At 53.1% G+C, this 24267-nt stretch carries 20 protein-coding genes; 9 read left to right on the plus strand and 11 right to left on the minus strand.

Annotated elements, in window-relative coordinates:
* Positions 1–52 precede the first annotated feature (52 nt).
* The 6 genes from V9K92_RS00335 (at position 53) to repC (ending at position 6816) form a co-directional block, all read left to right on the plus strand.
* On the plus strand, positions 53–1630 hold the full coding sequence (locus V9K92_RS00335) for a cytochrome ubiquinol oxidase subunit I (RefSeq protein ID WP_337352832.1): 1578 nt from the start codon (positions 53–55) through the stop codon (positions 1628–1630).
* A 6-nt stretch (positions 1631–1636) separates the two neighbouring features.
* On the plus strand, positions 1637–2791 hold the full coding sequence (cydB, locus tag V9K92_RS00340; protein ID WP_337352833.1) for a cytochrome d ubiquinol oxidase subunit II: 1155 nt from the start codon (positions 1637–1639) through the stop codon (positions 2789–2791).
* A 14-nt stretch (positions 2792–2805) separates the two neighbouring features.
* Positions 2806–2970: a cytochrome bd-I oxidase subunit CydX gene (gene cydX, locus V9K92_RS00345; RefSeq protein ID WP_337352834.1), complete on the plus strand. Its 165-nt coding sequence runs from the start codon at positions 2806–2808 to the stop codon at positions 2968–2970.
* 167 nt (positions 2971–3137) lie between these two features.
* Entirely contained in the window at positions 3138–4340 is a 1203-nt protein-coding gene (gene repA, locus V9K92_RS00350; protein WP_337352835.1) for a plasmid partitioning protein RepA, read from the plus strand.
* Positions 4341–4409: 69 nt separating this feature from the next.
* A complete protein-coding gene (gene repB, locus V9K92_RS00355; RefSeq protein ID WP_337352836.1) occupies positions 4410–5372 on the plus strand; it encodes a plasmid partitioning protein RepB in 963 nt (320 codons plus the stop codon).
* Positions 5373–5526: 154 nt separating this feature from the next.
* Entirely contained in the window at positions 5527–6816 is a 1290-nt protein-coding gene (repC, locus tag V9K92_RS00360) for a plasmid replication protein RepC (RefSeq protein WP_337352837.1), read from the plus strand.
* Between the two features lie 270 nt (positions 6817–7086).
* On the opposite strand, the gene tdh is transcribed toward repC, so the two are convergent.
* From tdh to V9K92_RS00380, 4 genes are all read right to left on the minus strand, one after another.
* Positions 7087–8121 (minus strand): L-threonine 3-dehydrogenase, encoded by a 1035-nt coding sequence (gene tdh, locus V9K92_RS00365; RefSeq protein ID WP_115054023.1) that lies wholly within the window; start codon positions 8119–8121, stop codon positions 7087–7089.
* A 2-nt stretch (positions 8122–8123) separates the two neighbouring features.
* On the minus strand, positions 8124–9320 hold the full coding sequence (locus V9K92_RS00370) for a glycine C-acetyltransferase (RefSeq protein ID WP_337352838.1): 1197 nt from the start codon (positions 9318–9320) through the stop codon (positions 8124–8126).
* A gap of 169 nt (positions 9321–9489) precedes the next feature.
* Positions 9490–11307 (minus strand): ABC transporter ATP-binding protein, encoded by a 1818-nt coding sequence (locus V9K92_RS00375; protein ID WP_337352839.1) that lies wholly within the window; start codon positions 11305–11307, stop codon positions 9490–9492.
* A gap of 24 nt (positions 11308–11331) precedes the next feature.
* Positions 11332–12525 (minus strand): aminotransferase class V-fold PLP-dependent enzyme, encoded by a 1194-nt coding sequence (locus V9K92_RS00380; protein ID WP_337352840.1) that lies wholly within the window; start codon positions 12523–12525, stop codon positions 11332–11334.
* 114 nt (positions 12526–12639) lie between these two features.
* Here V9K92_RS00380 and V9K92_RS00385 point away from each other — a divergent pair, with 114 nt between their 5' ends.
* Positions 12640–13443, plus strand: a complete 804-nt coding sequence (locus V9K92_RS00385; RefSeq protein WP_337353474.1) for an IclR family transcriptional regulator — start codon at positions 12640–12642, stop codon at positions 13441–13443.
* 3 nt (positions 13444–13446) lie between these two features.
* Here V9K92_RS00385 and V9K92_RS00390 read toward each other — a convergent pair whose 3' ends face one another.
* The 7 genes from V9K92_RS00390 to V9K92_RS00420 all read right to left on the minus strand — a co-directional run bounded on the left by V9K92_RS00390 (position 13447) and on the right by V9K92_RS00420 (position 22157).
* Positions 13447–13944: an Atu1372/SO_1960 family protein gene (locus V9K92_RS00390; RefSeq protein WP_115054018.1), complete on the minus strand. Its 498-nt coding sequence runs from the start codon at positions 13942–13944 to the stop codon at positions 13447–13449.
* A gap of 9 nt (positions 13945–13953) precedes the next feature.
* Positions 13954–15183, minus strand: coding sequence for an amidohydrolase/deacetylase family metallohydrolase (locus V9K92_RS00395; RefSeq protein ID WP_337352841.1), 1230 nt, complete (start codon positions 15181–15183; stop codon positions 13954–13956).
* A gap of 2 nt (positions 15184–15185) precedes the next feature.
* The gene (locus V9K92_RS00400) at positions 15186–16055 is read right to left on the minus strand and encodes an ABC transporter permease (RefSeq protein WP_336441261.1); all 870 of its coding nucleotides are present in this window, start codon (positions 16053–16055) and stop codon (positions 15186–15188) included.
* Entirely contained in the window at positions 16055–16996 is a 942-nt protein-coding gene (locus tag V9K92_RS00405) for an ABC transporter permease (protein ID WP_337352842.1), read from the minus strand. The genes V9K92_RS00400 and V9K92_RS00405 overlap by 1 nt, the downstream gene beginning before the upstream one ends.
* Before the next feature lie 81 nt (positions 16997–17077).
* Positions 17078–18607, minus strand: coding sequence for an ABC transporter substrate-binding protein (locus V9K92_RS00410; RefSeq protein WP_337352843.1), 1530 nt, complete (start codon positions 18605–18607; stop codon positions 17078–17080).
* A 142-nt stretch (positions 18608–18749) separates the two neighbouring features.
* On the minus strand, positions 18750–20042 hold the full coding sequence (rhaI, locus tag V9K92_RS00415) for an L-rhamnose catabolism isomerase (protein ID WP_337352844.1): 1293 nt from the start codon (positions 20040–20042) through the stop codon (positions 18750–18752).
* Positions 20043–20060: 18 nt separating this feature from the next.
* A complete protein-coding gene (locus V9K92_RS00420) occupies positions 20061–22157 on the minus strand; it encodes a bifunctional rhamnulose-1-phosphate aldolase/short-chain dehydrogenase (RefSeq protein ID WP_337352845.1) in 2097 nt (698 codons plus the stop codon).
* A gap of 209 nt (positions 22158–22366) precedes the next feature.
* Here V9K92_RS00420 and V9K92_RS00425 point away from each other — a divergent pair, with 209 nt between their 5' ends.
* Both V9K92_RS00425 and rhaS read left to right on the plus strand, forming a co-directional pair.
* The gene (locus tag V9K92_RS00425; RefSeq protein ID WP_307277807.1) at positions 22367–23173 is read left to right on the plus strand and encodes a DeoR/GlpR family DNA-binding transcription regulator; all 807 of its coding nucleotides are present in this window, start codon (positions 22367–22369) and stop codon (positions 23171–23173) included.
* A gap of 52 nt (positions 23174–23225) precedes the next feature.
* Positions 23226–24224, plus strand: a complete 999-nt coding sequence (gene rhaS / locus V9K92_RS00430) for a rhamnose ABC transporter substrate-binding protein (RefSeq protein WP_115054011.1) — start codon at positions 23226–23228, stop codon at positions 24222–24224.
* The last annotated feature ends 43 nt before the right edge of the window (positions 24225–24267 follow it).

Consider the following 24267-nt stretch of genomic DNA (forward strand, 5'->3'; position numbering starts at 1 on the left):
CTCGTATGAGACGAGCCAATCAACAGGGGGTCGGATAACCCGACGCAAAGCAATGGAACTCGACATAGTAGCGCTCTCGCGCCTGCAATTCGCGATCACAGCTCTTTATCACTTTCTGTTCGTACCGCTAACGCTGGGGCTTTCTGTGCTGCTGGCAATCATGGAGACGGTTTATGTGATGACCGGCCGCGTGATTTGGCGACAGATGACCAAATTTTGGGGAACCTTGTTTGGAATTAACTTCGCTATCGGCGTGGCGACGGGCATCGTTATGGAATTCCAGTTCGGGATGAATTGGAGCTACTACAGCCATTATGTAGGCGATATTTTTGGTGCGCCACTGGCAATAGAAGGCCTAATGGCGTTCTTTCTGGAGGCGACCTTCGTTGGTCTTTTCTTCTTCGGTTGGGACAAGCTGTCCAAGGTGGGCCATCTGGCTGCTACCTGGGCCGTTGCCGCAGGATCCAACTTCTCCGCACTATGGATATTGATCGCCAATGGCTGGATGCAAAATCCTGTAGGCTCGGCATTCAACCCGCAGACAATGCGCATGGAAGTCACTGATTTCTTTGAAGTTTTATTCAACCCCGTTGCTCAGGCCAAGTTTGTGCATACGGTTTCCGCAGGCTACGTCACAGCCTCAATCTTCGTGCTCGGCGTATCCGCGTGGTATATCCTGAAGGGGCGGCATGTCGAGCTTGCCAAGCGCTCAATGACAATCGCCGCGTCATTTGGATTGGCCTCTGCTCTCTCAGTTGTCGTTCTCGGGGACGAAAGCGGATATCTTTCAACAGAGCACCAAAAAATGAAGCTGGCTTCAATCGAGGCCATGTGGAAAACAGAGCCCGCCCCGGCCGCCTTTACGGCATTCGGTTTTCCGGACCAGGAAGCGCGTGAGACACATTATGCAGTCCACATTCCATGGGTAATGGGCCTGATTGGTACGCGATCGCTGACGACGGTCATTCCCGGCATAGAAGAGCTTGTGCAACACGCGGAGGTCAGAATCCGGAAAGGCATGATCGCCTATGATGCACTTCAGAAGATTCGTGAGGTAGGCAGTACCACGACAGTTGGCGCGGATGTCCGCGAGGCTTTCGAAACAAACGGCGCCGATCTTGGTTATGCGCTGCTGCTAAAGCGTTATGTCGACGATCCGAGGGAGGCTTCTGACGAGCAGATCGCGAAAGCCGCCTGGGATACTGTTCCACATGTACCCACGCTGTTCTGGTCATTCCGTATAATGGTCGGGCTTGGCATGTTCTTCATTCTGCTGACTTTCACCTTTTTCATACTTTCTGTTCGCAGAAAGATTGATGCCTATCCCATCCTTTTGCGTATTGCCGTCTTTTCGATTCCGCTGCCCTGGGTCGCAGCGGAACTTGGATGGATCGTTGCAGAGTTTGGACGGCAGCCATGGATTATCGAGGGCGTACTACCCACCGCTGCTGCGGTTTCCAACCTCGGCGCCAAGTCTTTGCTTATCACGATTGCAGGCTTTGTCGTCATCTACACGACGCTTTTCATCATCGAGATGGGCTTGATGTTGAAAGCTATCAAGGGTGGACCTGAGCCGGATCACGAGCCGGAAGCCGCCCTCATTTCCACGCATATTGTACCAGCGGAGTAGACGATCATGATCCTGCATCAACTTCTTGACTATGAAACGCTGCGTCTCATCTGGTGGGTACTGCTCGGAACTCTTCTCATCGGGTTTGCCATCACTGATGGTTTCGACCTGGGGATTGGAACGCTCCTCCCCTTCATTGCGAAAAACGATATGGAGCGGCGGGTTGTCATCAATACGATTGGCCCTATCTGGGAAGGCAATCAGGTATGGCTGATCGTGGGCGGCGGCGTCATATTCGCCGCATGGCCCCCGCTCTACGCCGTCTCTTTTTCCGGCTTCTACCTCGCCATGTTCGTTATACTTGCGGCACTCATCATCAGGCCGGTGGCGTTCAAATATCGCTCCAAGAGGGAGAGCCCGCTCTGGCGCTCCGCATGGGACTGGGCTCTTTTCGTGGGTGGTTTTGTGCCGGCGCTGATCTTTGGCGTTGCGGTAGGAAACGTCATTCAGGGCGTCCCTTTCCGGTTCAACAGTGAATTGCGGATATTCTATGAGGGATCATTCTTCGACCTGCTCAATCCCTTTGCACTTTTATGCGGTATCCTTTCCGTAGCGATGCTCGTCATGCATGGCAGTGCGTGGCTGATGATCAAAACATCCGGACCTGTCGCAGACAGGGCGCGGCGCGTCGGAATGGTAGCGGCACCCTTGACGGTGGCAATTTTTGCTCTTGCAGGATTATTTCTCTGGTTGGGCATTGACGGGTACAGGATAACAAGCCTTCTCGACAAGGCTGCTCCTTCCAACCCCCTGATGAAGACGGTCGTGATCGAGCAAGGCGCATGGTTCGCCAATTACGGAGCCCAGCCATTGCTTTTGACGGTCCCTATTCTGGCGGCTTTCGGCGCAATGGCGGCATTTCTTGGCCTGAGGGCGAGGCGTGAAGGCACCACGATACTGTTGAGCGGCCTGTCTGTGGCATCGATCATAGCAACGGTCGGCGTTTCAATGTTTCCGATCATCCTGCCATCATCACTCGATCCGGTATCGAGCCTCACCGTCTGGGATGCTTCATCAAGCCACCTGACACTGTTTATTATGCTGGTCGTGTCGGCAATCTTCATTCCTTTGATTGTTGCCTATACGAGCTGGGTCTACAAAGTTCTTTGGGGCAAGGTGGATGAAGCGACGATTGGCGACAAAAGCGGACATGCTTATTAATCAGGAGAACTGTTATGTGGTATTTTGCCTGGCTTTTGGGATTGCCATTTGCGGCAGCTTTCGCCGTATTGAATGCAATGTGGTACGAGCTTGTCGATGACGACAAATCTCTCGTCAACATTGAGAATTCAGACGCACACTCATCTGGTTTGCGAGAGAAAGACCGATATTTACTGTAGTAAATTGTCGGCCTTTTTGTTGCCGGCGGCGTCTGTTCGCAGTTGGCGACGCAAAAGAATGCCGATGCCATCAGACTAATCATCTTGCTGTCATGTGCGAATCGGAGCCTAATGGCGGTTAGCGGGACAATTGTTCTGAAAAAGCGCTATTAGAGGTTTCGGTTCCGATGAATGTCGCAGTGCCTCTGCCCAAGTTCGAGTTCGATGAAAAGATACTTGATCAGGGTGCAGAGATCTCACACCGGTTGAACCAGCTCCGGATGGAAAAATTTCCACCGGATGCCAGGAGGACTTTGCGCCAATTTTCGATGGCGGAAGTAGCGCATTATCTGGGCGTGACACAGAACAATCTCAAGCGCCTTCATCTTGAGGGCAAAGGCCCTGTGCCTGCTCAGCTATCGTCCGGGCGTCGTTTCTACACCGCCGATCAAATGCTCGACTTACGCCATTATCTTGACCGCAATGGACGGACCGGGTTTAAAAAATACGTTCCGCATCGCAGAGCCGGTGACAAGCTGCAGGTCATCGCCGTGGTCAACTTCAAGGGTGGATCGGGCAAGACAACGACAGCTGCCCATCTGTCCCAGTATCTGGCGTTGACCGGGCATCGCGTGCTTGCAGTAGATCTCGATCCCCAGGCTTCTCTCTCTGCCCTGCACGGCTTCCAGCCGGAGCTGGATCGCAACTTGTCGCTCTATGAGGCCATTCGTTACGACGAAGAGCGCAAACCCCTATCCCACATTATCCTGCCCACCAATTTCCCTGGACTCGATATCATTCCGGCAAATCTTGAATTGCAGGAATATGAGTATGATACGCCGCTGGCCATGCAGGATAGATCCTCGCGTGAAGGACGCCAGTTTTTTACCCGCATTGCTGCGGCCCTGGAGGAGGTTGACGCCCGCTATGACGTCGTCATCATCGATTGCCCGCCGCAGCTTGGCTATCTGACGCTGACTGCGATGTCGGCTGCAACGTCCGTTTTGATAACGGTTCATCCTCAAATGTTGGACCTGATGTCAATGTCGCAGTTTCTCCTGATGCTCGGCGGCATTTTGAAGACCGTCAAGCAGGCCGGCGCAAAAGTCGAACTGGACTGGTTCCGTTATCTGGTTACCCGTTATGAGCCGTCAGATATACCCCAGGCACAAATGGTCGGCTTCATGCAGTCTATGCTTGCGGAAGAAATCCTTGCCAGTCCCATGTTGAAATCGACAGCGGTTTCAGATGCAGGTCTGACGAAGCAGACCCTGTACGAAGTCGAGAAAACCAGTTTCACCCGGTCAACCTATGAACGGGCAATTGAATCGCTGGACGCAGTCAATTCCGAAATTGCCGCCTTGGTCCATCGTGCGTGGGGACGTAAATAATGCAGAAATTTACTGCGGTAAAAACCGACGTTTTAGGTACAGATGGACAGCTGATTGCTAGGCAGGCAGATGGCTCGTAAAGACATTTTCCGTAGCGTTATGAACGTCACGCCAGCCAGCGACGATCGCAATGATGTGGTCTCCTATGCCGCCAGCGGCGCATCGCGCTCTATAAAAAGCTCTTTCGAAGAACTGGCAAAAGGCAGTGTCGTCAATCTTGATCCAGAAGTTATCGATGGATCTTTCGTAACTGACCGGATCAATGACGATGACGACGCGCTTCAGGATCTTGTGGCAGCGATAAGAGAAAGGGGGCAAGATACGCCAATTCTGGTGCGTCCGCATCCAACGGTTTCCGGACGTTATCAAATTGTCTTTGGCCATCGCCGGACCAAAGCTGCGCGTGTGCTCGGACGGCCTGTTCGTGCCATCGTCAAGCCGCTTGCAGATCAAGACCATGTCATCGCCCAGGGACAGGAAAACGCTGTGCGTTCAAATCTGTCCTTTATTGAACGCACATTGTTTGCCAAACGGCTTGCTGACTTGGGCTATGACCAGACAGTTGTGAAATCAGCACTTGCGCTCGATGCAACGACTTTCTCAAAAATGCTGACCGTATCTGGCTCGGTTCCAGAAAATATGATCCTGGCGATCGGGGCAGCCAAGGCAACGGGCAGGGACCGCTGGTGGCAGCTTTCTAAGTTTTTGCAAATGCCAGGAAGCATTGAGAAAGCTTACACGGTTCTTTCCGGTGCCGAAGCAACGTCCGCCGATGGCGATACGCGCTTCAACATGGTTTTCAATGCACTAAGCAAAGCCACGGGGCCTGTGAAGAAAAAAACATCGACTGCGCAAACCTGGCAATCGACTGACAAATCCATCAAGGTTGATATGACGAACAGCGGGCAGGCATTCACCCTGGCACTAAAAGCCAAGAATGCCTCACGCTTCGGTGCATATCTTGCCGATAACCTCGAAGAGCTCTACCGGGCCTTCAAGGAATCGGAAACTGTAGCAAAAACAGGAGATTAACCCGCAAAAGAAAAAAGCTCCCGAACGTTGCCGTCGCGGAAGCCCTTCTCATGTCTAGCAACTAGAGAATCGCATTTCCTCGAATCACTGTCAAGACTTTTTGGCGCCGTTTGAGCGAGTAGATTTCTTTTGCCTTTGAAGAAGGTAAAAGACAATGCAGACCGGACATGCAGTAACGACGCCCTTCGGGCGGCGATCGCTGTCGCTTGGCATGTTGGCCACGCAAGCCTTGGCGCAAGACGTTGATTGCGAAGCATCAATCGATAAATGGAAGCTGTTTCGCAACCTGTGTGAAGCGCGGCAAAGCCTTGGCCTATCAGATCGGGCGCTGATTGTGCTCAACGCCTTGCTCACATTCTATCCGCAAACCGAATTGAAAGAAGAGCACGGCTTGGTGGTTTTCCCGTCAAATGCGCAGCTCTCACTTCGCGCCCATGGGATGGCACCCGCAACACTGCGCCGGCACCTGAGCGCTCTGATTGAGGCCCAACTAATATTCCGCAAAGACAGCCCAAATGGCAAACGCTACCTGCGTAAAACCCGGGCTGGCGAGAACGGAGAGGCATTTGGCTTCTCATTGGCACCATTGTTGGTGCGTTCGACCGAGTTGGAAGCACTTGCCAACCAGGCAAAGACGGAGAGATGGCAGTTAAAGCTTTTGAAAGAACGTATAACCTTATTACGCCGCAACATCGTCAAGCTCGTAGAACTCGGCATGGAAGAACTGCCGCACCTTGACTGGAACAGCCATTATGGACGGTTCAGGATGGTTATAGAAGGCATTTCCAGGCGGTCGACTGCACCGGATCTGGAGCCGGCGATTGACGGACTGGAATGCATTGAAACCGAAATACTCAGCCTGTTGGAAAACAAGGTAAATTCTCGAAGAACAAGCGCCAATGAATCTCATTTTGAGCGTCACAAACATAATTCAAATACACAACATAAACTTGAATCTGAACCTGGCCAAGAAAACAGACCAGAGGAGAAATCCGAACCAGATTGGAGGAGCGCCGAGATAAACGCAGGGGAGAATCTGCCGGCAATAGCTGCCGCATCTGAACGCGTGAACGCGCAAATTGCGGCCCAGGACGTGAAGCCGATTCCGCTCGGCCTGGTTCGACAAGCCTGCCCGGAGATAGAAGCCTACGCCACAAATGGAATTACAAACTGGTCCGATTTAATGAGGGCTGCTGTCGTGGTACGCTCGATGTTGGGCGTCAGCCCGTCGGCCTATGAAGAAGCTTGCGATATTTTGGGTCAGGAAAATGCAGCGGTTGTCGTGGCTTGTATTTTGGAGCGCGCTGCGCAAATCACTTCGGCCGGAGGATATCTGAGATCCCTTACGGACAGAGCTTTCAAAGGAGAATTCTCGGTTTGGCCGATGCTGTTGGCTCAATTGAGAGCTCAGGGCACGCACTTGAATTTGGTGCCGGATCGATAGCCGGGAATTGCCAAGTGCATAAATGCCAGAAAAGGAACTATAGCGTGTCGGAAATGGCGGGGACCAATCGCCGGATCGAATAAAATGCTCATTAGCGTCAAAACGGAAGGATCTTCGCAGCTTGCGCCCGATTTTATCGCGTCCTGCAAACTTCCAGCGATGGCAAAATGCAGTGTTTTGCGTGACAAATTCAGACAGTCATGACGCAGGGCAACGCTCGGGTCGACCTGCTCTTGCGTGGTTTAAAGCCTGTTCTCAGCTGAGAACGTATTACCAGCTGAGAACGACTTTGCCGGAGCTGCCCGAGCGCATGGCATCAAATCCCGTTTGAAAATCATCAATCGGGAGCCGGTGTGTGATGATCGGAGTAAGATCCAGTCCACCCTGTACAAAGGCAATCATCTTGTACCAGGTTTCGAACATCTCACGTCCATAGATGCCTTTGAGATTGAGCATCTTGAAAATCACTTTGTTCCAGTCGATCTCAAATCCGGTGGGAGCAATGCCAAGAATGGCGATCTTCCCGCCATTGTTCATCTTGTCAATCATGTCCCGGAATGCCACTGCTGCACCAGACATTTCAAGGCCAACATCAAAGCCTTCAGTCATTCCGATTTCTTGCATCACATCGGCGAGATTTTGTGTGGAAGCATCGACAACATAGTCAATTCCCAACTTGGTGGCGAGCGCCAGCCGCGAAGGATTGATATCTGTAATGACGACTTTGCGAGCGCCAGACCGTTTTGCGACGAGCGCTCCCATAATGCCGATGGGGCCAGCGCCGGTGACAAGCACGTCTTCGCCAACAAGGTCGAAACTCAAAGCAGTGTGAACCGCATTGCCGAAAGGATCAAAAATGGCAGCGATTTCGTCAGGCACGTCGTCAGGTATTGGAACAACATTGTACTCGGGAATACAGACATATTCACCAAATGAGCCGGGGCGATGAACACCGACGCCTAGCGTATTGCGACAAAGGTGACCACGACCGGCACGGCAGTTGCGGCAGACACCACAGACGATGTGGCCTTCTCCTGATACCCGTTGTCCGACTTTATATTTGGTTACGGCAGAACCGACATCAGCGATTTCGCCGCAAAACTCGTGACCGACAACCATAGGTACGGGAATTGTCGCTTGCGCCCATTGATCCCAATTATAAATGTGAACGTCTGTGCCGCAAATGGCGGATTTCTTGACTTTGATAAGAACGTCATTCGGTCCCGGTTCAGGTACCGGCACACGCTCCATCCAAATCCCCGGCTCTGCCTTGGCCTTCACCAGTGCTTTCATCATGTTTGACATGTTCATTTTGCTCCAATGACGCCGAGCTCGCGCCCAACTTCTGCAAAGACTTCGATAACACGCGCTACATCCTCACTCGTATGTGCCGCAGACATCTGGGTACGGATACGCGCCTGGCCTTTTGGCACAACAGGAAATGCAAAGCCGACGACATATACGCCCTTCTCCAGCATCCGTGCTGCCATTTCTTGTGCCAGTGTCGCTTCACCCAGCATGACCGGTATGATGGCGTGGTCCGCGCCTGCGAGCGTAAAGCCAAGCTTGGTCATGTCGCGACGGAAATGTGCGGCATTCTCAGTGAGCCGGTTACGGAGTTCAGAGCCCTGTTCGATAAGATCGAATACCTTGAGCGATGCAGCCGCGATAACCGGCGCGAGCGTATTGGAAAAAAGATAGGGGCGCGAGCGCTGGCGTAACCAGTCTATTACTTCGGCTTTGCCGGATGTGTAACCGCCCGAAGCGCCGCCAAGAGCCTTGCCGAGCGTGCCGGTGATAATATCGATCCGGCCCTCGACTCCACAATATTCTGCAGAGCCACGGCCATTCTTGCCAACAAAACCGACCGCATGGCTGTCGTCGACCATAACCATTGCACCATACTTTTCGGCAAGATCGCAAACGCCTTGCAGATTGGCAATGATCCCGTCCATGGAGAACACGCCATCGGTCGCAATCATCTTGAAGCGGCTTCCCTCAGCCTTTTTCAGTTCTTCTTCCAGAGCGACCATATCATTATTGGCATAACGGAAGCGCTTGGCCTTTGACAAACGCACCCCGTCAATAATCGAGGCATGGTTCAGCGCATCGGAAATAATTGCATCTTCTTCACCAAGCAGGGTTTCAAACAGGCCACCATTTGCGTCGAAACAGCTGGAATAAAGAATGGTGTCCTCAAGACCAAGAAATCTTGAGATGCGGGCCTCAAGCTGTTTGTGTTCTTCTTGCGTGCCGCAGATAAACCTGACCGAAGCCATGCCGTAACCGTAGCGATCAAGAGCGGCTTTGCCCGCTTCGGCAAGCTCGTCATTATCAGCAAGACCGAGGTAATTATTCGCGCAGAAATTGAGAACCTTGGCGCCGGACGCGATCTCTATCTGCCCTGCTTGTTTGGAGGTGATGACGCGCTCGGATTTGTAGAGCCCTGACGTCTTCAGTCCCTCGATTTCGTTGATAAGGTGATCGATAAATGGATTGGTCATGACGGATCCTGCTCTGGGCTGGTGTTGTCAGTTCATCTCACGATCAGACAAATGTCTCAAGCCCTCGCATGAAACCTGCGGAAAACCGCACGATAAGGAACGATTACTCGGTCTTTCTGGCAATATTTCTCATAAAACGCTCTCGGCTCCGGCAATTTGCTGAATTGTTCTAGGCAACTTGAACAATGTGCCCGGTGGAAACTTCCTTATATTGTCTCGCCGGCGTGACGAAATCGGGTGTGCGTACAGGGCTTTTAATTTCGTCATTGGAAACCGGCCGCTTTATACCGCGCCGGGAAGGATCTGGCACGGGTACAGCCGATATCAGCTTCTTCGTGTAGGGGTGCTGGGGATTTTCGAAGATCGCCGAACGTGGTCCGATTTCAACGATCTCCCCAAGGTACATAACAGCAATGCGATGGCTGACGCGTTCGACGACAGCTATATCGTGTGAGATGAAAAGATAGGCAAGATTGAGACTGGATTGCAGGTCGAGCAAGAGATTAATCACCTGCGCTTTGATGGAAACATCCAGTGCAGAAACGGATTCATCTGCCACAATAATCCGGGGATCGAGGGCCAGGGCGCGCGCAATGCACACGCGCTGGCGCTGACCGCCGGAGAATTCATGCGGGTAGCGTGCCGCCATATCGGCATTCAGGCCAACCCGCTCCAACAGATCCGCAACCCTGTCGCGGGCCTGTGCGCGCGTTCCAAGTTTATGCTCGAGATAGGGTTCAGCGATCGCTGCGCCGACAGTCATACGCGGATTGAGACTTGCGAACGGGTCCTGAAAGATCATCTGCATGGTGCGTCGCATATCGCGAAGCTGTTTTGGTTCCATCATCAAGACGTCTTTGCCGTTAAGAAGGACCTCGCCCGATTGCGGCTGCACGAGCCGCATGATGGAACGACCGGTTGTCGACTTGCCACAGCCAGATTCGCCGACCAAGGACAGTGTCTCGCCAGGTTGCAGGCTGAAGGACAGGTTTTCCACTGCATGAACCCTGCCCTCCAATTGGCCGAACATGCCGGAATGAATGTTGAAGCGCGTCGTGAGATTGCGGACTTCAAGTAATGGCGGCTTTTCGGTCTGGACCGTGTCCGCGGCCTCGACAGGCGTATCTGACGTGCCGGTATTTCGGTCTACAACTGGAAACCGCAGCGGGCGCTCGCGGCCCTGCATAGAGCCAAGGATAGGCACCGCCGACAGCAATGAGCGGGTATAGGGGTGCCGGGGCCGGGCAAAAATGTCTTCAGTGGGACCCGTTTCAACCGCTTCGCCATTGTACATAACCACCGTGCGGTCCGCAATTTCGGCAACAACACCCATATCATGGGTGATGAAGAGGACCGAAGCGCCCTCCTCATCCTGCAGAAGCTTTATCAGGTCCAGAATCTGGCCTTGAATCGTAACGTCGAGCGCCGTGGTCGGTTCGTCGGCAATGAGCAGTTTTGGTTTGCTGGCAAGCGCCATGGCGATCATCACGCGTTGACGCATGCCACCGGAAAAACGATGCGGATACTCGTTGAACCGCGATTTTGCTGCCGGGATACGGACTTTTTCCAACAGTCGGATCGTCTCGGCCCGTGCATCGGCCCGAGACATATCGTGATGGCAAAGCAGGGCCTCGCTGATCTGCTGGCCGATGGTGAACAGCGGGTTGAGACTGGTCATCGGCTCCTGGAAGATCATTGCGACATCGTTGCCCCGGACCGAGCGCATCTGGCTTTCAGGCAAGCTAAGTATGTCCTTACCATCAAGCAATATCCTGCCTTCGATGCGACTTTTGTCTTTCTGCAGAAGCCGCATAATCGACAAGGAGGTTACGCTTTTACCGGAACCGGATTCACCAACAATGGCAACTGTTTCGCCGGGGGCGACATCGAATGAAACATTGCGCACCACGGGCCGCCATTTGCCGTCAGCCAGAAATGACGTTGTCAGGTTCGAAACTGACAAGACAGGGGAAACGGATTTATCCATGGATTGGTCCTTTCAGATGTGCGATCAATCGGGCCAGCGCATCAAGGCATCAATGCGCGCCTGATATCGCTCCTCATAAGGCGAGGAGATAATCTCGTTGGAAGCGCGGGCCTTGGCCAACTCCTCCTCAAGACGGCTTGCGACGATTGTCTCTTCACCAGGATGCAGATTGCATGGGTCCAGATAAAAATAGCCATGTTCCGCCTCATGATCACGCACGATGACCGGGCGTGATCCTGCTGCCAGTGCATCGGCAAAATCCCAGGCAGTTATATGGGCTTCGTGTGGATTGATGGTTACTCGGAGCCGATCAAGGGGGTTGTGCGTCGGATCCGCTTCGATCTCGGCAGTGACACCCGGTTTGCCGGTCAGTGTCTGCTTCCATAGGTGGAGATAGCCCGTTTCCCGCTCACGAGTACCGATATGGTCACGCTTTTCCCATGCTTCCAGTGCCGCAATCGTACCAAGAATACTCTCCTTGCCGATCTTCATGCCGCGTCCAATGCCGCGATTTTGCAGGAAGGCATCGCGTACAAGCTGCTTCTTTCCGGCAACAATACCGCCTGTTGGACCGCCAAGGAACTTGTGCGACGAATAGAGTGCAATGTCTGCGCCCTGTTCAAGGAATATCTTGAAATCATATTCCGAGGCCGCATCAACAATAACTGGAACACCGCGAGCATGGCAAACTTCGGCAAATTGCTTCAGGGCAATCAGACCATACTGGACCGTATGGTGGGACACGACAAAAACGGCAGCAGCGGTGCGCTCGTTGATCGCCCCATCCAGGTGATAAGGGTAGCACGAGGTTGCCTGACCAATCAGGACTGCCTTGGCACCAGCTAAACGAATGCCCTGATCGACGGGCGCACCATAGCTGACAACGTGACCGGTTTGAATAATCACTTCGTCCTTGAGGCCAGTGGCATCCGGCAACCGTTCAATGGCGGCCAGATCATTGCCCGTCATGGCTGCCGCTACCGCAAGCGTAATTCCTGCAGAGCATGAGGCCGTTACAAAGCCCGCTTCTCCGCCGGTCAGACGGGCAATAACGGGGCTGGCAAGCTTGTGCAGATCGTTGATTTCCACAAACTGTGGAAGTATGGCGGTCATTGCTGCGACCGCTTCAGGCACAACAATCGATGCGCCCAATGCCGTCATTGTTCCCGACACATTGATTACCGGTCGCAACCCTCGCGATGCGCGAATGTCAGTCATAGTATTCTCCTTGCATTCCATTTTCTTGGCATATATGCCGCTATAATGTAATAAGAGTGGTGTAACTCAAACCAACCAGCAGGAGCTGCGAACGTGACCGCCAAAATATCAGACATGGACACATCCGGCGGTTACGAGAAGGCAGAGTCGACCGGAAAACGCTCGCGCGTCAGCGGTATCGACCGCGCGTTGCAGGTGCTTGACTATCTTTACGAGACGGGCTCTCCAGCAGGCATTTATGCTATCGCCAAAGCTATCGGCGCTCCGCTTTCGACCGTCTATGTGATAATCGACGATTTGGTTGAAAAGAATATGCTTTCGCGCAACAGCGATAGCACTGTCTGGCTGGGGGCTCGCCTTTATCATTATGGCCTTGCCTATGCGCGGTCTTTGGATTTCCTGAATGTGGCAAATCATGAAATGCACAATCTGAGCCGCATATCCGGCGAGACTGTTCAGGTATGCGGACGCGATGGCGACCATATGATGGTGCTTGCCATGGCAGATGGTCCTGGTCATTTCCAGGTGACATCCCGCGTCGGCACGCGTGTTCCGCTGAATTGGACCGCTTCGGGGCGTCTGCTTGTCGGGCACCTTCCGGAAAAAGAACGGCTGGATCTTTTCGAGCACTGTGCAAAATCTTCTCCCACCGGACGTGCAGTCATTGATCCCTCGGCCCTGTCGGCGGCGGCCGGAGAAGCTTTGAAGGCTCGCATTTCCATTCAGGCGGGTGAATCCGACTATGCAGTGGCCTGTGTTGCTTCGCCGATCTGCGATGATAAAGGTGTATGCATCGCGACTATTTCCATAGTCCTTGCAGAACAGAAAATTGCGGACAACCCGGACCGCTACGCCAGTGAGGTCAAAGCCTCTGCGGACCGTATCGAAACCATTATGGGTTGGCGTAGTCATTCCTGATTCCTAATCCTTCAAGGCGATGATCGCCTCGATCTCGACTGTGATATTGCCTGGAAGTGACCCGAAGCCGACCGCAGAGCGGGCGTGATTGCCTGCTTCGCCAAAAACACTGATCAGCAAGTCCGAGCAGCCATTGATAACAAGGGGATGGTCGGCAAAGTCCGAAACGGCATTGACCATTCCAAGCAGTTTCACGACGCGCTTGACCCTGTTCAGATCCCCGAGTGCTGATTGCATGACGGCCAGGAGATTGATGGCCGTCAGTCGTGCATGTTGGTATGCATCTTCAACGCCGACATCGCCGCCGACTTTTCCCGTATGCATGAAACCGTCGGCCTCACGCGGTCCTTGCCCTGACAGATAGAGCAGATTGCCTTCCTGAATGTGGGTGACAAAATTTGCTATCGGGTTTGGCGCCGGGGGCAACGTAATTCCAAGCGCCCTTAACCGCTCATAGGGCAAGGTTTCGCTCTGTAGTGTTGTAGGGGTACTGTGACTCAAGACGAAATCCTAACGGTACGAATAGGGCGCAATGGCGCCGGAGGTCTCCGGCACGACTGGCTGATAACGGCTGGCCGCAATCGTCTCGGTGCCCAGAACAACCATACGTGGTTCGAATAATTTGCTGAGGTTGGCCTCATAGCCCATGGAGTCGATGACCTTGAGGTCTGAATCGGCAAGATCAAAGATCGTAAAATCTGCACGCTTGCCAACAGACAAGAGATTGTCCGTCGGCAGACCTATGGCAGAGGCCGGCGAGAGCGTGACCGCCTCGACCACCTTATCAAAAGGCATGCCCACACTCAGCAATTTGGACATGGTTGTGCCAAGGTCCCATACCGAAAAGTTCAGGCTGCGCAAGTGAATGTCGGTTGATATGGAAAAAGGCAAAAGTCCGCGCTGAATGGCAACTTCCGCGACGCGGAACGAGAATGAGGCACCGCCATGGCCGATATCGAGACGAATGCCCTCGCCTGCGCAACGTTCAGCCAACTCAAACAAATCATCGTCTTCAATAATGCTGCTGCCAACCTTGCCGTTGAAGCAATGGGTGATGATATCGCCTGGCCCCAAGATCTCCAGAACCTCCTCATATAGAGCTGGAGGCTCGCCGACATGAACCATCATGGGAATTTTAAGGATCTTGGCGATTTTCTTGCCAAGTTTTACCGGAGTAACGCCCCATGACCCGGTGATGACATGGCTTGCGCGCACTTTCAGACCCACGATGTGATCGCGGTTTTCATTGACGCATGCAACGGTCCGGTCAATATCAATGGAGCGAATATCGCTCAGCTCGCTGACGCGGTTACAGGCTACGAGGCCTATTGAGCCCAGATTGAGAAATGCCTTGATCCGTTCCTTTGCCGGATCGATGATATATTCGCGGAAGCCATGAAAGTTGGCTTCGCCTGCTGAGCCTGCATCCACGATCGTCGTAACGCCACGTTCAACGCCGCATACTTGCGGCCGAACGGAGATATCGGTGCCGCCATGCCAAATATGGGCATGCAGATCGACCCAGCCCGGAGAAATCCACGATCCTTTGGCGTCGACCCGTTGCACGTCGCCGGTAACGTTGAGCGAAGAACCAAACTGCGCAATATTTCCATCAGCGTCGATCAAGATATCGATTTTCGTTGCGGGGGTATTCGGGCCGAATGCTACCGGATTTACGTTGGTCAGAAGCAAGCGCCCTCCCCTTTGAGATGAAGCAGCGGTTGCAAAAGTGGCAGGCATGATCACAGATCCTTTCTGAGACGGGGGTCTAACAGGTCGCGAAAGCCATCGCCGACCATTTGCAGGGAGAGAACGGCAAGCACGATCGCAATACCGGGAAACAAAGTCATCCAGTCTGCGGTGCCGATATATTGGCGTCCTGACGCGATCATCGTTCCCCAGGTGGGTACTTCGGGGCTGACGCCAAGACCGAGGAATGACAAGCCGGCTTCTGCCAGCATCGCATTGGCAAAGAGGAAGGTTCCCTGAACAAGGATCGGAGACAGAAGATTTCGCAATATATGCCGCGTCATGATGTGCCATTTGGAAATACCGAGCGATGTTGCAGCTTCCACATAGGGCAATTCACGGATGACAAGTGTCGACGCCCGCACAACACGTGCCAATCGTGGTGCATAAACAATACTCAGCGCCACAATCACGGTTGTCAGTGATGGCCCGAGCGCGGCTACAAGCGCAATGGCGAGCAGAATATCGGGAAACGCCATCATGGCGTCGATAAGCCGGGTGATCGGCGCATCGAGCCTTTGGAAGAAGCCAGCCAGAATACCCAACGTCACGCCTATCACTGAGGCAAGGACAACCACTGCGAAGCCTACGAGCAGTGATAGCCGTGCGGAAAAAATTGTGCGGGAGAAGACATCACGCCCAAACTCGTCGGTGCCAAAGAACCATCTGGCGTCCGGTGGTTTTAGCCGGTTAACGATTGAGAGCTTGTTAGGCGCATAGGGCGTTATCAAAGGCGCAAAGATCGCCAGCGTTACGAAAACTGCAAGGACAATCAGGCCAAAAAGTACGGTCTTTCGCTTGATCAGCACATGGAAGAATTTGGAGCGCTCGCTTTGCGGCGCGGTCGAGACAATATCGGTCATCAGTAACGCACCCTTGGATCAACGACGAGGTAGAGCATGTCGATTGCGAAATTAATGAGCACGTAGAGTGCCGCGATAATAAGCAACGCACCCTGGATGACGGGATAGTCGCGGCGCAAAACCGCCGATACAACCAGGCTGCCGACCCCGGGAAGACCAAAAACCGTCTCTGTAACAACCGCGCCGGAAATCAGCACGGCAGCGGTCAGGCCAATGACAGTGAGGATGGGGATCAACGCATTTTTGAAGGCATGCTTTAGCACCACGCGGCGCTCATCGACGCCCTTGGCGCGCGCTGTGCGGATATAATCATCGCCAAGTACATCGAGCATGGAGGCTCGTGTAAAACGCATGATCAATGCGGACGAGACGATGCCCAATGCAAAGGCCGGCAGCACCAGATATTCAAGCCGCTCGAGCAGCGATGTGCCAGGCCCCCCATAGCCGGAAACAGGAAACAGGCCGAAGCGCACAGCAAAAATCTGCATTAATATGAGGCCAAGCCAAAAGCTTGGGATGCTTGCCGCAAGCATGGCAAGGGCTGTTGCAGCCTGATCAAACACCGAGCCACGGCGATAGGCAGCGTAAATTCCAATCGGTATTGCAATGATACTTGCGATCAGTAGCGAGAATATGGTCAGGAAGAAGGTGGGTTCTGCACGTTGTACAAGCGCTTCAAGTACTGGCTGATTAAGGAAAATCGACTGACCGAGATCTCCCTTCAGCAAATTGCCGATGAAGTAGAAGTACTGCAACAAGATCGATTGATCGAGCCCAAGCTGTTGCCGCAAGGCAGCGATATCAGCGGCCGTGGCCTCCGGCCCGAGCATGACAGCCGCCGGATCGCCGGGTGTGACACGCACGATGACAAATACAATCGTCACCACCAGAAACATGACGATGATCATACCGATAAAGCGTTGGATGATATAGCGAAGCATCAGGCGTCCTGTCAGAAGGAACAAAATCCGGTTTGGCAGCGGAAGGACGTTCGTTCCGCTGCCATTGAAGTCTTACAGGTCCTACTGTTTGAGCGAGACGTTCCAGAAATAGGGCCACGGCGCTGGTGTGAAGCCTTCCAGCTTCGGTGATTTTGCTGAGAGCGCGTTGAAATCACCGATCTTGATGATCGGTACTTCGGCATAGATCACCTTCTGCACCTCTGCCCAAAGAGCCACACGTTTTGCCGGGTCCACTTCGGAATTGAATGCATCCACTGCGACTTTACGCGCAGGCGTATCCCAATTGCCTGGTGCGCTTGTTGACATAGCACCAATGAGCGCGGGTTCTGGCAAGAACGGACTATGGCTGATGTAAATATCCCAGAGCTTCGGGTCAGCTCGCCGCTGTGTCAGTGTCGCCCAATCGACAACCTGCATATCCACTGTAAAGCCCGCAGCTTTCAGATATTCGGCGGCAACTTGCGCCATTTTATAATGGAACTCATACTGACGACTGGTAAGAATGCGGATCGGTTCACCGTTATATCCGGCCTTTTTCATCAGTTCCGCAGCTTTTTCCGGATCAGCAACATTATAGGCGCCTTCCGTTCCTGCATCTGTTTTCCAGCTGTAGCCATCAGGGTAAAGTGAAGCATCCAGAGAATAGAAATCGGTACTTCCAAAGGCCGCGGCCAACATGTCTTCCATGCTCAGTGAGTCACGGATAGCCAGGCGGATATCCTGATTTTTGGTGATGCCTGCGCTTGTATTCATGACAAAAACTGGCCAGCCAAAAGGTTTCAGCAGCACGGCTTCAGTCGTTTTTTGATCTTTCAATCGGGCATAGGCTTCAACCGGAAGACTGTCGACATAATCGAACTGGCCAGCGACGGCACCTTCGACGCGCGTATTGGCATCTGGAACGGGTACGAAACGAATTTCGTCGAGATATTGATGACGCGCGCCGCCATAGCCGGTTTCTTCGCCTTCAGGGGACTTGTAGTCATCAAAGCGTGACAGCTGGATATATTGATCGGCCTTACGCTCTTTAAGCTTGTAAGGTCCGGTGCCAACAGGTTCGGTCATCGGGCTTTGCTGTTTTTCGCTCGGGAGGATGATCGCGGCTGCATTGTTGAATGCTAGTAGCGAGAGAAGCGGCGCATGAGGCGCATTGAGTGTTATTCTGACAGTGGCCGGATCAACAACGTCAATTGATGTGATCAAGGAGGCGACCTGTTTTCCGCGGGACGCGATTTCGGTCCACCGCTTTAAAGAGGCTACGACATCGGTGGCATCCATGTCTGTTCCATCATGGAACTTAACCCCGGTGCGCAGCTTAATTGTGTAGACTTTGCCGTCTGGCGATACTTCGGGCAGGCTTGCCGCCAGCAATGGCGTGGCGTTCCAGTTTTTGTCAAACGTATAGAGCGTTTCGAAGATGTGCTGCGAAACAATGCCGACCAGATCGGCCGTTGATGCCATTGCATCCAGCGTTGGCGGTTCGCCGATCGTGGCGACGTTGATCACGCCGCCTTTTGTTTGGGCAATAGCAGATGGACTCAGTGCAATCAATGCGGAACCGAGAAGCAGTGTTAGCTTTAATGGTTTCATGGTCATTCCCCTATTATTCTATTATAATGGATTAGAATTCTTTATAATAGAATAAGAACAAATGTTGGGGATGCTGTCAATTCAAAAATAAGGGCAGCGCTTGAAGGCGCTGCCCTTATTTTTTTCTAATAGATGATACGGATTAGATGATGCCGCCACCGCCTGCCAAGCTGGCAGGGCGTTCCTTGCCGATTTTCAGCCGGTACTGGCTTTTGCGATAGGTAGCGATAGGATCAATCGCACCACCCGCCCGCAGTCTTGCTTCAGCAAGAATGGGCTCAACGTCAGTCCGGTAAGCCCGCTTCAGCGAGTCCGAAGCCATCAGCGCGTCGTTATCGTCCTGGAAGGCGCCGAGCGCTTTGCGATCTACCAGCAAAGCCTGCGCATAAGCGCGGCGAATTTCATTGGCGCTTGAGATCAGGCTTTCGATAGGATCGGTGACATTGTGCGATTGGTCGATCATGTGCGCGGGGTGGAAATCTGGCACACCACGATCCTCGGCATCAACAAGTTCATTGAAGACAAGGAACAACCGGTAGGGATCGATTGATCCCGCATCAAGATCGTCATCCCCATATTTGGAATCGTTGAAATGGAAACCACCGAGCTTTTTGAATTGGATAAGCCGGGAAACTATCATCTCAATATTGGTGTTGGCGGCATGGTGACCGAGATCGACGAGACAGAATGCTTTCGGCCCCAAAGTTTGCGCAATGAGGTAATTTGTACCCCAATCCTGCACGACCGTTGAATAGAAGGCAGGCTCATACATTTTGTGTTCGGAGAAGATGCGCCAGTCATCGGGCAGAGCTTTGTATATCTCCGCCATTGATCCGAGATACCGCTCAAATGATTTGGCAAAATTGCTTTGACCTGGAAAATTGGAACCGTCGCCAACCCACACCGTAAGCGCTTTCGAGCCAATCGCAACGCCAATGTCGATACATTCGATATTGTGATCAATGGCTTGACTGCGCGTAGCCTGATCTACATGGCTAAGTGAACCATACTTATAGGAATGCTTCTGATCGGCGGCATCCGAGAACGTGTTGGAGTTCATTGCGTCGAAACCCAGACCGAGCGCATCCGCGTGGGCTTTCAATTGCTTTGGATCGGCCTTGTCCCACGGGATATGCAGCGACACATTTGGCGTAGCCCGGGTCAACTGCTGTATCACCGCGCAATCATCAAGCTTATCGAAAATACCCCGTGGTTCGCCATGTCCTGGAAAGCGCGCAAAGCGCGTGCCGCCGGTGCCGACTCCCCAGGAGGGTACGGCAACGAAAAACGCCGCCACTTTGTTGGTAATCGTTTCGATGTCGACGCCGTGCCGGTCAAGACGTGCGCCCAGCGCATCATAGTCGCTCTTTTGGGCAGTTCGTACTTTGTCGTTTTCACTCGCGATCAGATCGCCTGAAATCTGCAGTTCAGCCATAATATCCTCCCCGGACAGCTAACGTGTAAAGCTTTGCGCATTACCCGCGTCGACATTGATGATGTTGCCTGTCGATTTGGCCGACGCGTCGGAAGCCAGGAAGTAGATAGCTTCGGCAATATCCTCCGGGAACACGTTCAGCTTCAACATTGAGCGTTTGCGATAATGCTCCTCCAGTTCATCAACCTGCAAATTCGACGAAGCTGCACGTTGCTCGCGCCATTCCCCGTTCCAGATTTTTGAACCTCGCAGAACTGCGTCAGGATTAACGGTATTGACACGAATTCCGGCATCCGCTCCCTCCAGCGCCAGGCAACGTGCAAGATGAATCTCGGCAGCTTTGGCTGCACAATAGGCGCTGGCATTCGGCGATGCGGCAAGACCATTCTTGGAAGCGACAAACACAACATTGCCGCCGATCTTCTGCCGGCGGAACAGACGGAAAGCTTCGCGTGACACGAGAAAATAGCCGGTTGCCAAAATGTCGATATTGCGGGTCCACATGGAGAGTTCAGTGGTTTCAATAGGCGCAGACGACGCGATGCCAGCATTGGAGACGAGAATGTCTATTCCGCCAAATTTAACTGACGCTTCGGCAAAACCGGCAATGACGCCAGCTTCATCGGTAACGTTCAGCTGCACACTGCGCACAGCATCAGCTGTGTAACGGTTGGCGAGGTCCTCACTGGTCGCTTTTAAGGCTTCAGCATCTATATCAGCCAGCACAACGCAAGCGCCCTCCCCGAGCAATCGCTCAGCGGTTGCTCGCCCGATGCCACCGGCCCCGCCGGTGACAAAAGCGACACGGCCAGCCAATGATTTCGGCTTCGGCATACGTTGAAGTTTGGCTTCCTCAAGCAGCCAATATTCAATGTCAAAGGCTTCCTGTTCAGGCAGCCCCTGATATTCCGACACAGATGATGCGCCGCGCATCACATTGATCGCGTTAACATAAAACTCTCCCGCGATACGCGCGGTGGCCTTGTCTTTGGCAAATGAAAGCATGCCAACACCGGGAATGAGGAAAATGACCGGATTTGGATCACGCATCGCAGGTGAGTTGCCATGCTTGCAGTCATTATAGTATCGGGCATAGTCGGCTCGATATGCTTCCAGCGCACTATCCAGGGTGGCGACTATGGCATCCGCATCGGGTTGTGCCGGGTCAAAATCGAGCACAAGCGGCCGGATCTTTGTGCGCAGGAAATGATCGGGGCAACTTGTGCCTAGCGCGGCCAGTGGTTGCAGATCGTGCGAATTGACAAATTCCAGCACGGCAGGCTGATCGTCAAAATGCCCAAGCTTGCGTTCGGCAATACCGATTTTCCCGCGAATTTCAGGCATCAGCTTTGCTGCGATGGCACGGCGTTCTGATGCGCTCAGGCTTTTCGTTGCCGCACCTCCGAAGACATCCTTGCCAGATGTCTGTTGGTCGAACCAACTGATTGCCTTGTTGATGATTTCCAGCGTCAATTCATAGCAATCCTTGGCATCATCTGCCCAGGTGAAAAGCCCGTGACTTTCCAGCACGACACCCTTGGAGTTTGGATGGGCTGCAACATAGGCACCAAGGTCAAGGCCAAGTTGAAACCCGGGGCGGCGCCAAGGCAACCAGCCGATATCGTCACCGAAAATTTGACTTGTCAGTTCACGGGAGTTTTTCGACGCAGCGATGGCGATAATTGCATCGGGGTGCATGTGATCGACGTGCCTGAAAGGCACAAAGCCATGGAGGGGGGTGTCGATCGAGGCGGCACGGCTGTTCAGATTGAAGGTGCAATGGGGCAGGAATCCCACCATGCGATCTTCATCCTCAATCCCTTTATATATCGACTTCAAGGAGTTGAGCTTTTCCATGTAAAGAGTGGCAAAGCCATCAAGCTTTATGGTTCCGACATCGCCACCGGAACCCTTGACCCACAATACTTCCACAGGCTGGCCGGTGAGCGGGTCCGTCTGCGTTACCTTTGCGGAAGTATTGCCGCCACCATAATTGGTTATGCGCTTATCGGCACCAAGCAGGTTGGAACGATAGAGCAACTTGCCCGGCTCATCGAGACCAGCTGCTTTTTGATCATCCCAACGATTATCCAGAAGTTGGATGCTGCCTGCCATGATTGCCTCCCAAAAGTTATGCGGGGCCTATAAAACCCCCTCAGAATTTCGATTAGCTATGCGGCAGACGGCACTTTGATGTCAATCACAAACCATCAATTTCAGTCATAAACTTACATTGTGCAGTGCAATATGAAACTATTTGATTGAAGTTGATTGACACTGAGATTGAATTTGCGCAATAGATTAAAGCAGGAGGAGCCATCCATATGCACGAGCGTGAGCGTCACCGCATCATTCTGAGCGCTGTTCAGGAAAAACCGGTCATCACCATTCAGGACATTGCTGAGCTGACGGAAGCGTCAGAGGCAACGATCCGTCGTGACATTGCCGCGCTGCATGTGCAAGGTAAGCTGCGCAGGGTCCGCGGTGGTGCTGAAGCCGTTCATCCGGCACAATTGGCCCCGCTTGCCGGGCGGCATTTTCACGTTTCTGAATCCGAAAATGCCGACAAAAAACGTGCCATTGCCCGTGAGGCTGTTGCCCTGTGCGAAGAGGGTGATGCCATCATTATAAATGGTGGCACCACGACATTTCAGATGGTGCATTTCCTTGCGTCGCGCCGCTTGCAGGTGATGACCAATTCTTTTGCCATCGCCGAGCATCTTGTCAAGAATTCAAAGAGTTCGGTTACCGTTCCGGGCGGTGCGATTTATCGAGAGCAGAGCATTATTCTTTCGCCATTCGATAATGATGTGACCCGCAATTTTTACGGTAAGCGCATGTTCATGGGCTCCCAGGGTGTGGGGCCATTTGGCGTCATGGAATCCGACGCACTGATCATTCAAGGCGAACAGAAGCTCATCAATCAGGCCGACGAACTTGTTCTGCTGGTCGATTCGACAAAGTTTTCGCGCAGATCGAGCCTCATTCTGTGTCCGCTGGGTAGGGTAACGACGATTATCACTGATGATGGCATTTCCGATGCAGATCGGAGAATGGTTGAGGAGGCTGGCGTGCAGCTCATTGTTGCAAAGGTTCAGGACAAGCGACGGGATTCCGCTTCGGTCGCGTAAGCGCTGCAGCGGTCTTAAGGAATACAGTAATCAATCTCTGGGAGGACAGAAAATGAAATTACTAAAGAAAATCGCGTTGGGCTCGGCTCTGGCCGTTGCAATGTTCGCATCTCATGCTCAGGCAGCCGATACGATCAAAATCGGTCTTGTAGCGAAATCTCTTGGCAACGGCTTCTTTGAAGCGGCTAACAAGGGTGCGCAGGAAGCGGCCAAGGAACTGGGCGGTGTCGAAGTCATATATACGGGGCCAACATCGACGACGGCGGAAGGGCAGATAGAGGTCATCAATTCGTTGATCGCCCAGAACGTCAACGCGATCGCCATCTCGGCCAATGATCCTGATGCGGTTGTTCCAGCCCTCAAAAAAGCAATGGCGCGTGGCATCAAGGTCATCTCGTGGGATTCGGCAGTGGGCAAGGATGGACGTATCGTTCACCTCAACCCCTCGTCGAACGAGTTGATCGGCAAGATGTGCCTGCAGCTTGCTGCTGATCACCTCAAGGATGGCAAAGGCGATTTCGCAATTTTGTCCGCCACGACAACCTCGACCAATCAGAACACTTGGATTGAGGAAATGAAGAAGCAACTTCCGAATTTCCCGGGTCTCAATCTGGCAACAACGGTCTATGGTGATGATCTTGCCGACAAAAGCTACCGTGAAGCACAGGGCCTTTTGACCTCGCAGCCCAATGTAAAGGTTATCGTTGCGCCAACGACCGTCGGTGTTCTTGCGGCGTCTCAAGCCGTCGCAGATGCCAAGAAGATCGGTGAAGTCTATGTCACGGGCCTTGGTCTTCCGTCCGAAATGGCCGGCGCGATCAAGTCTGGCGCGACCAAGGAGTTTGCAATCTGGAACCCGATCGACCTTGGCTATTCCGCTACTCAAATCGCCTATCGCCTTGTGAAAGAGGAAACCGACGGTGCACCGGGCAGTGAAATCGAAGCTGGCCGCATGGGCAAGATCAAGATCGGTGACAATGGTGAAGCCGCCATGGCTGACCCGTTCGTCTATGACGCCAAGAATATAGACCAGTTTTCCAAAATATTCTGATCTCGATCAATATTCTCAAGCCCGGCAGGCAATCTGCCGGGCG

The sequence above is a fragment of the Phyllobacterium sp. CCNWLW109 genome (assembly GCF_037203905.1).
Taxonomy (GTDB): Bacteria; Pseudomonadota; Alphaproteobacteria; order Rhizobiales; family Rhizobiaceae; genus Phyllobacterium; species Phyllobacterium ifriqiyense.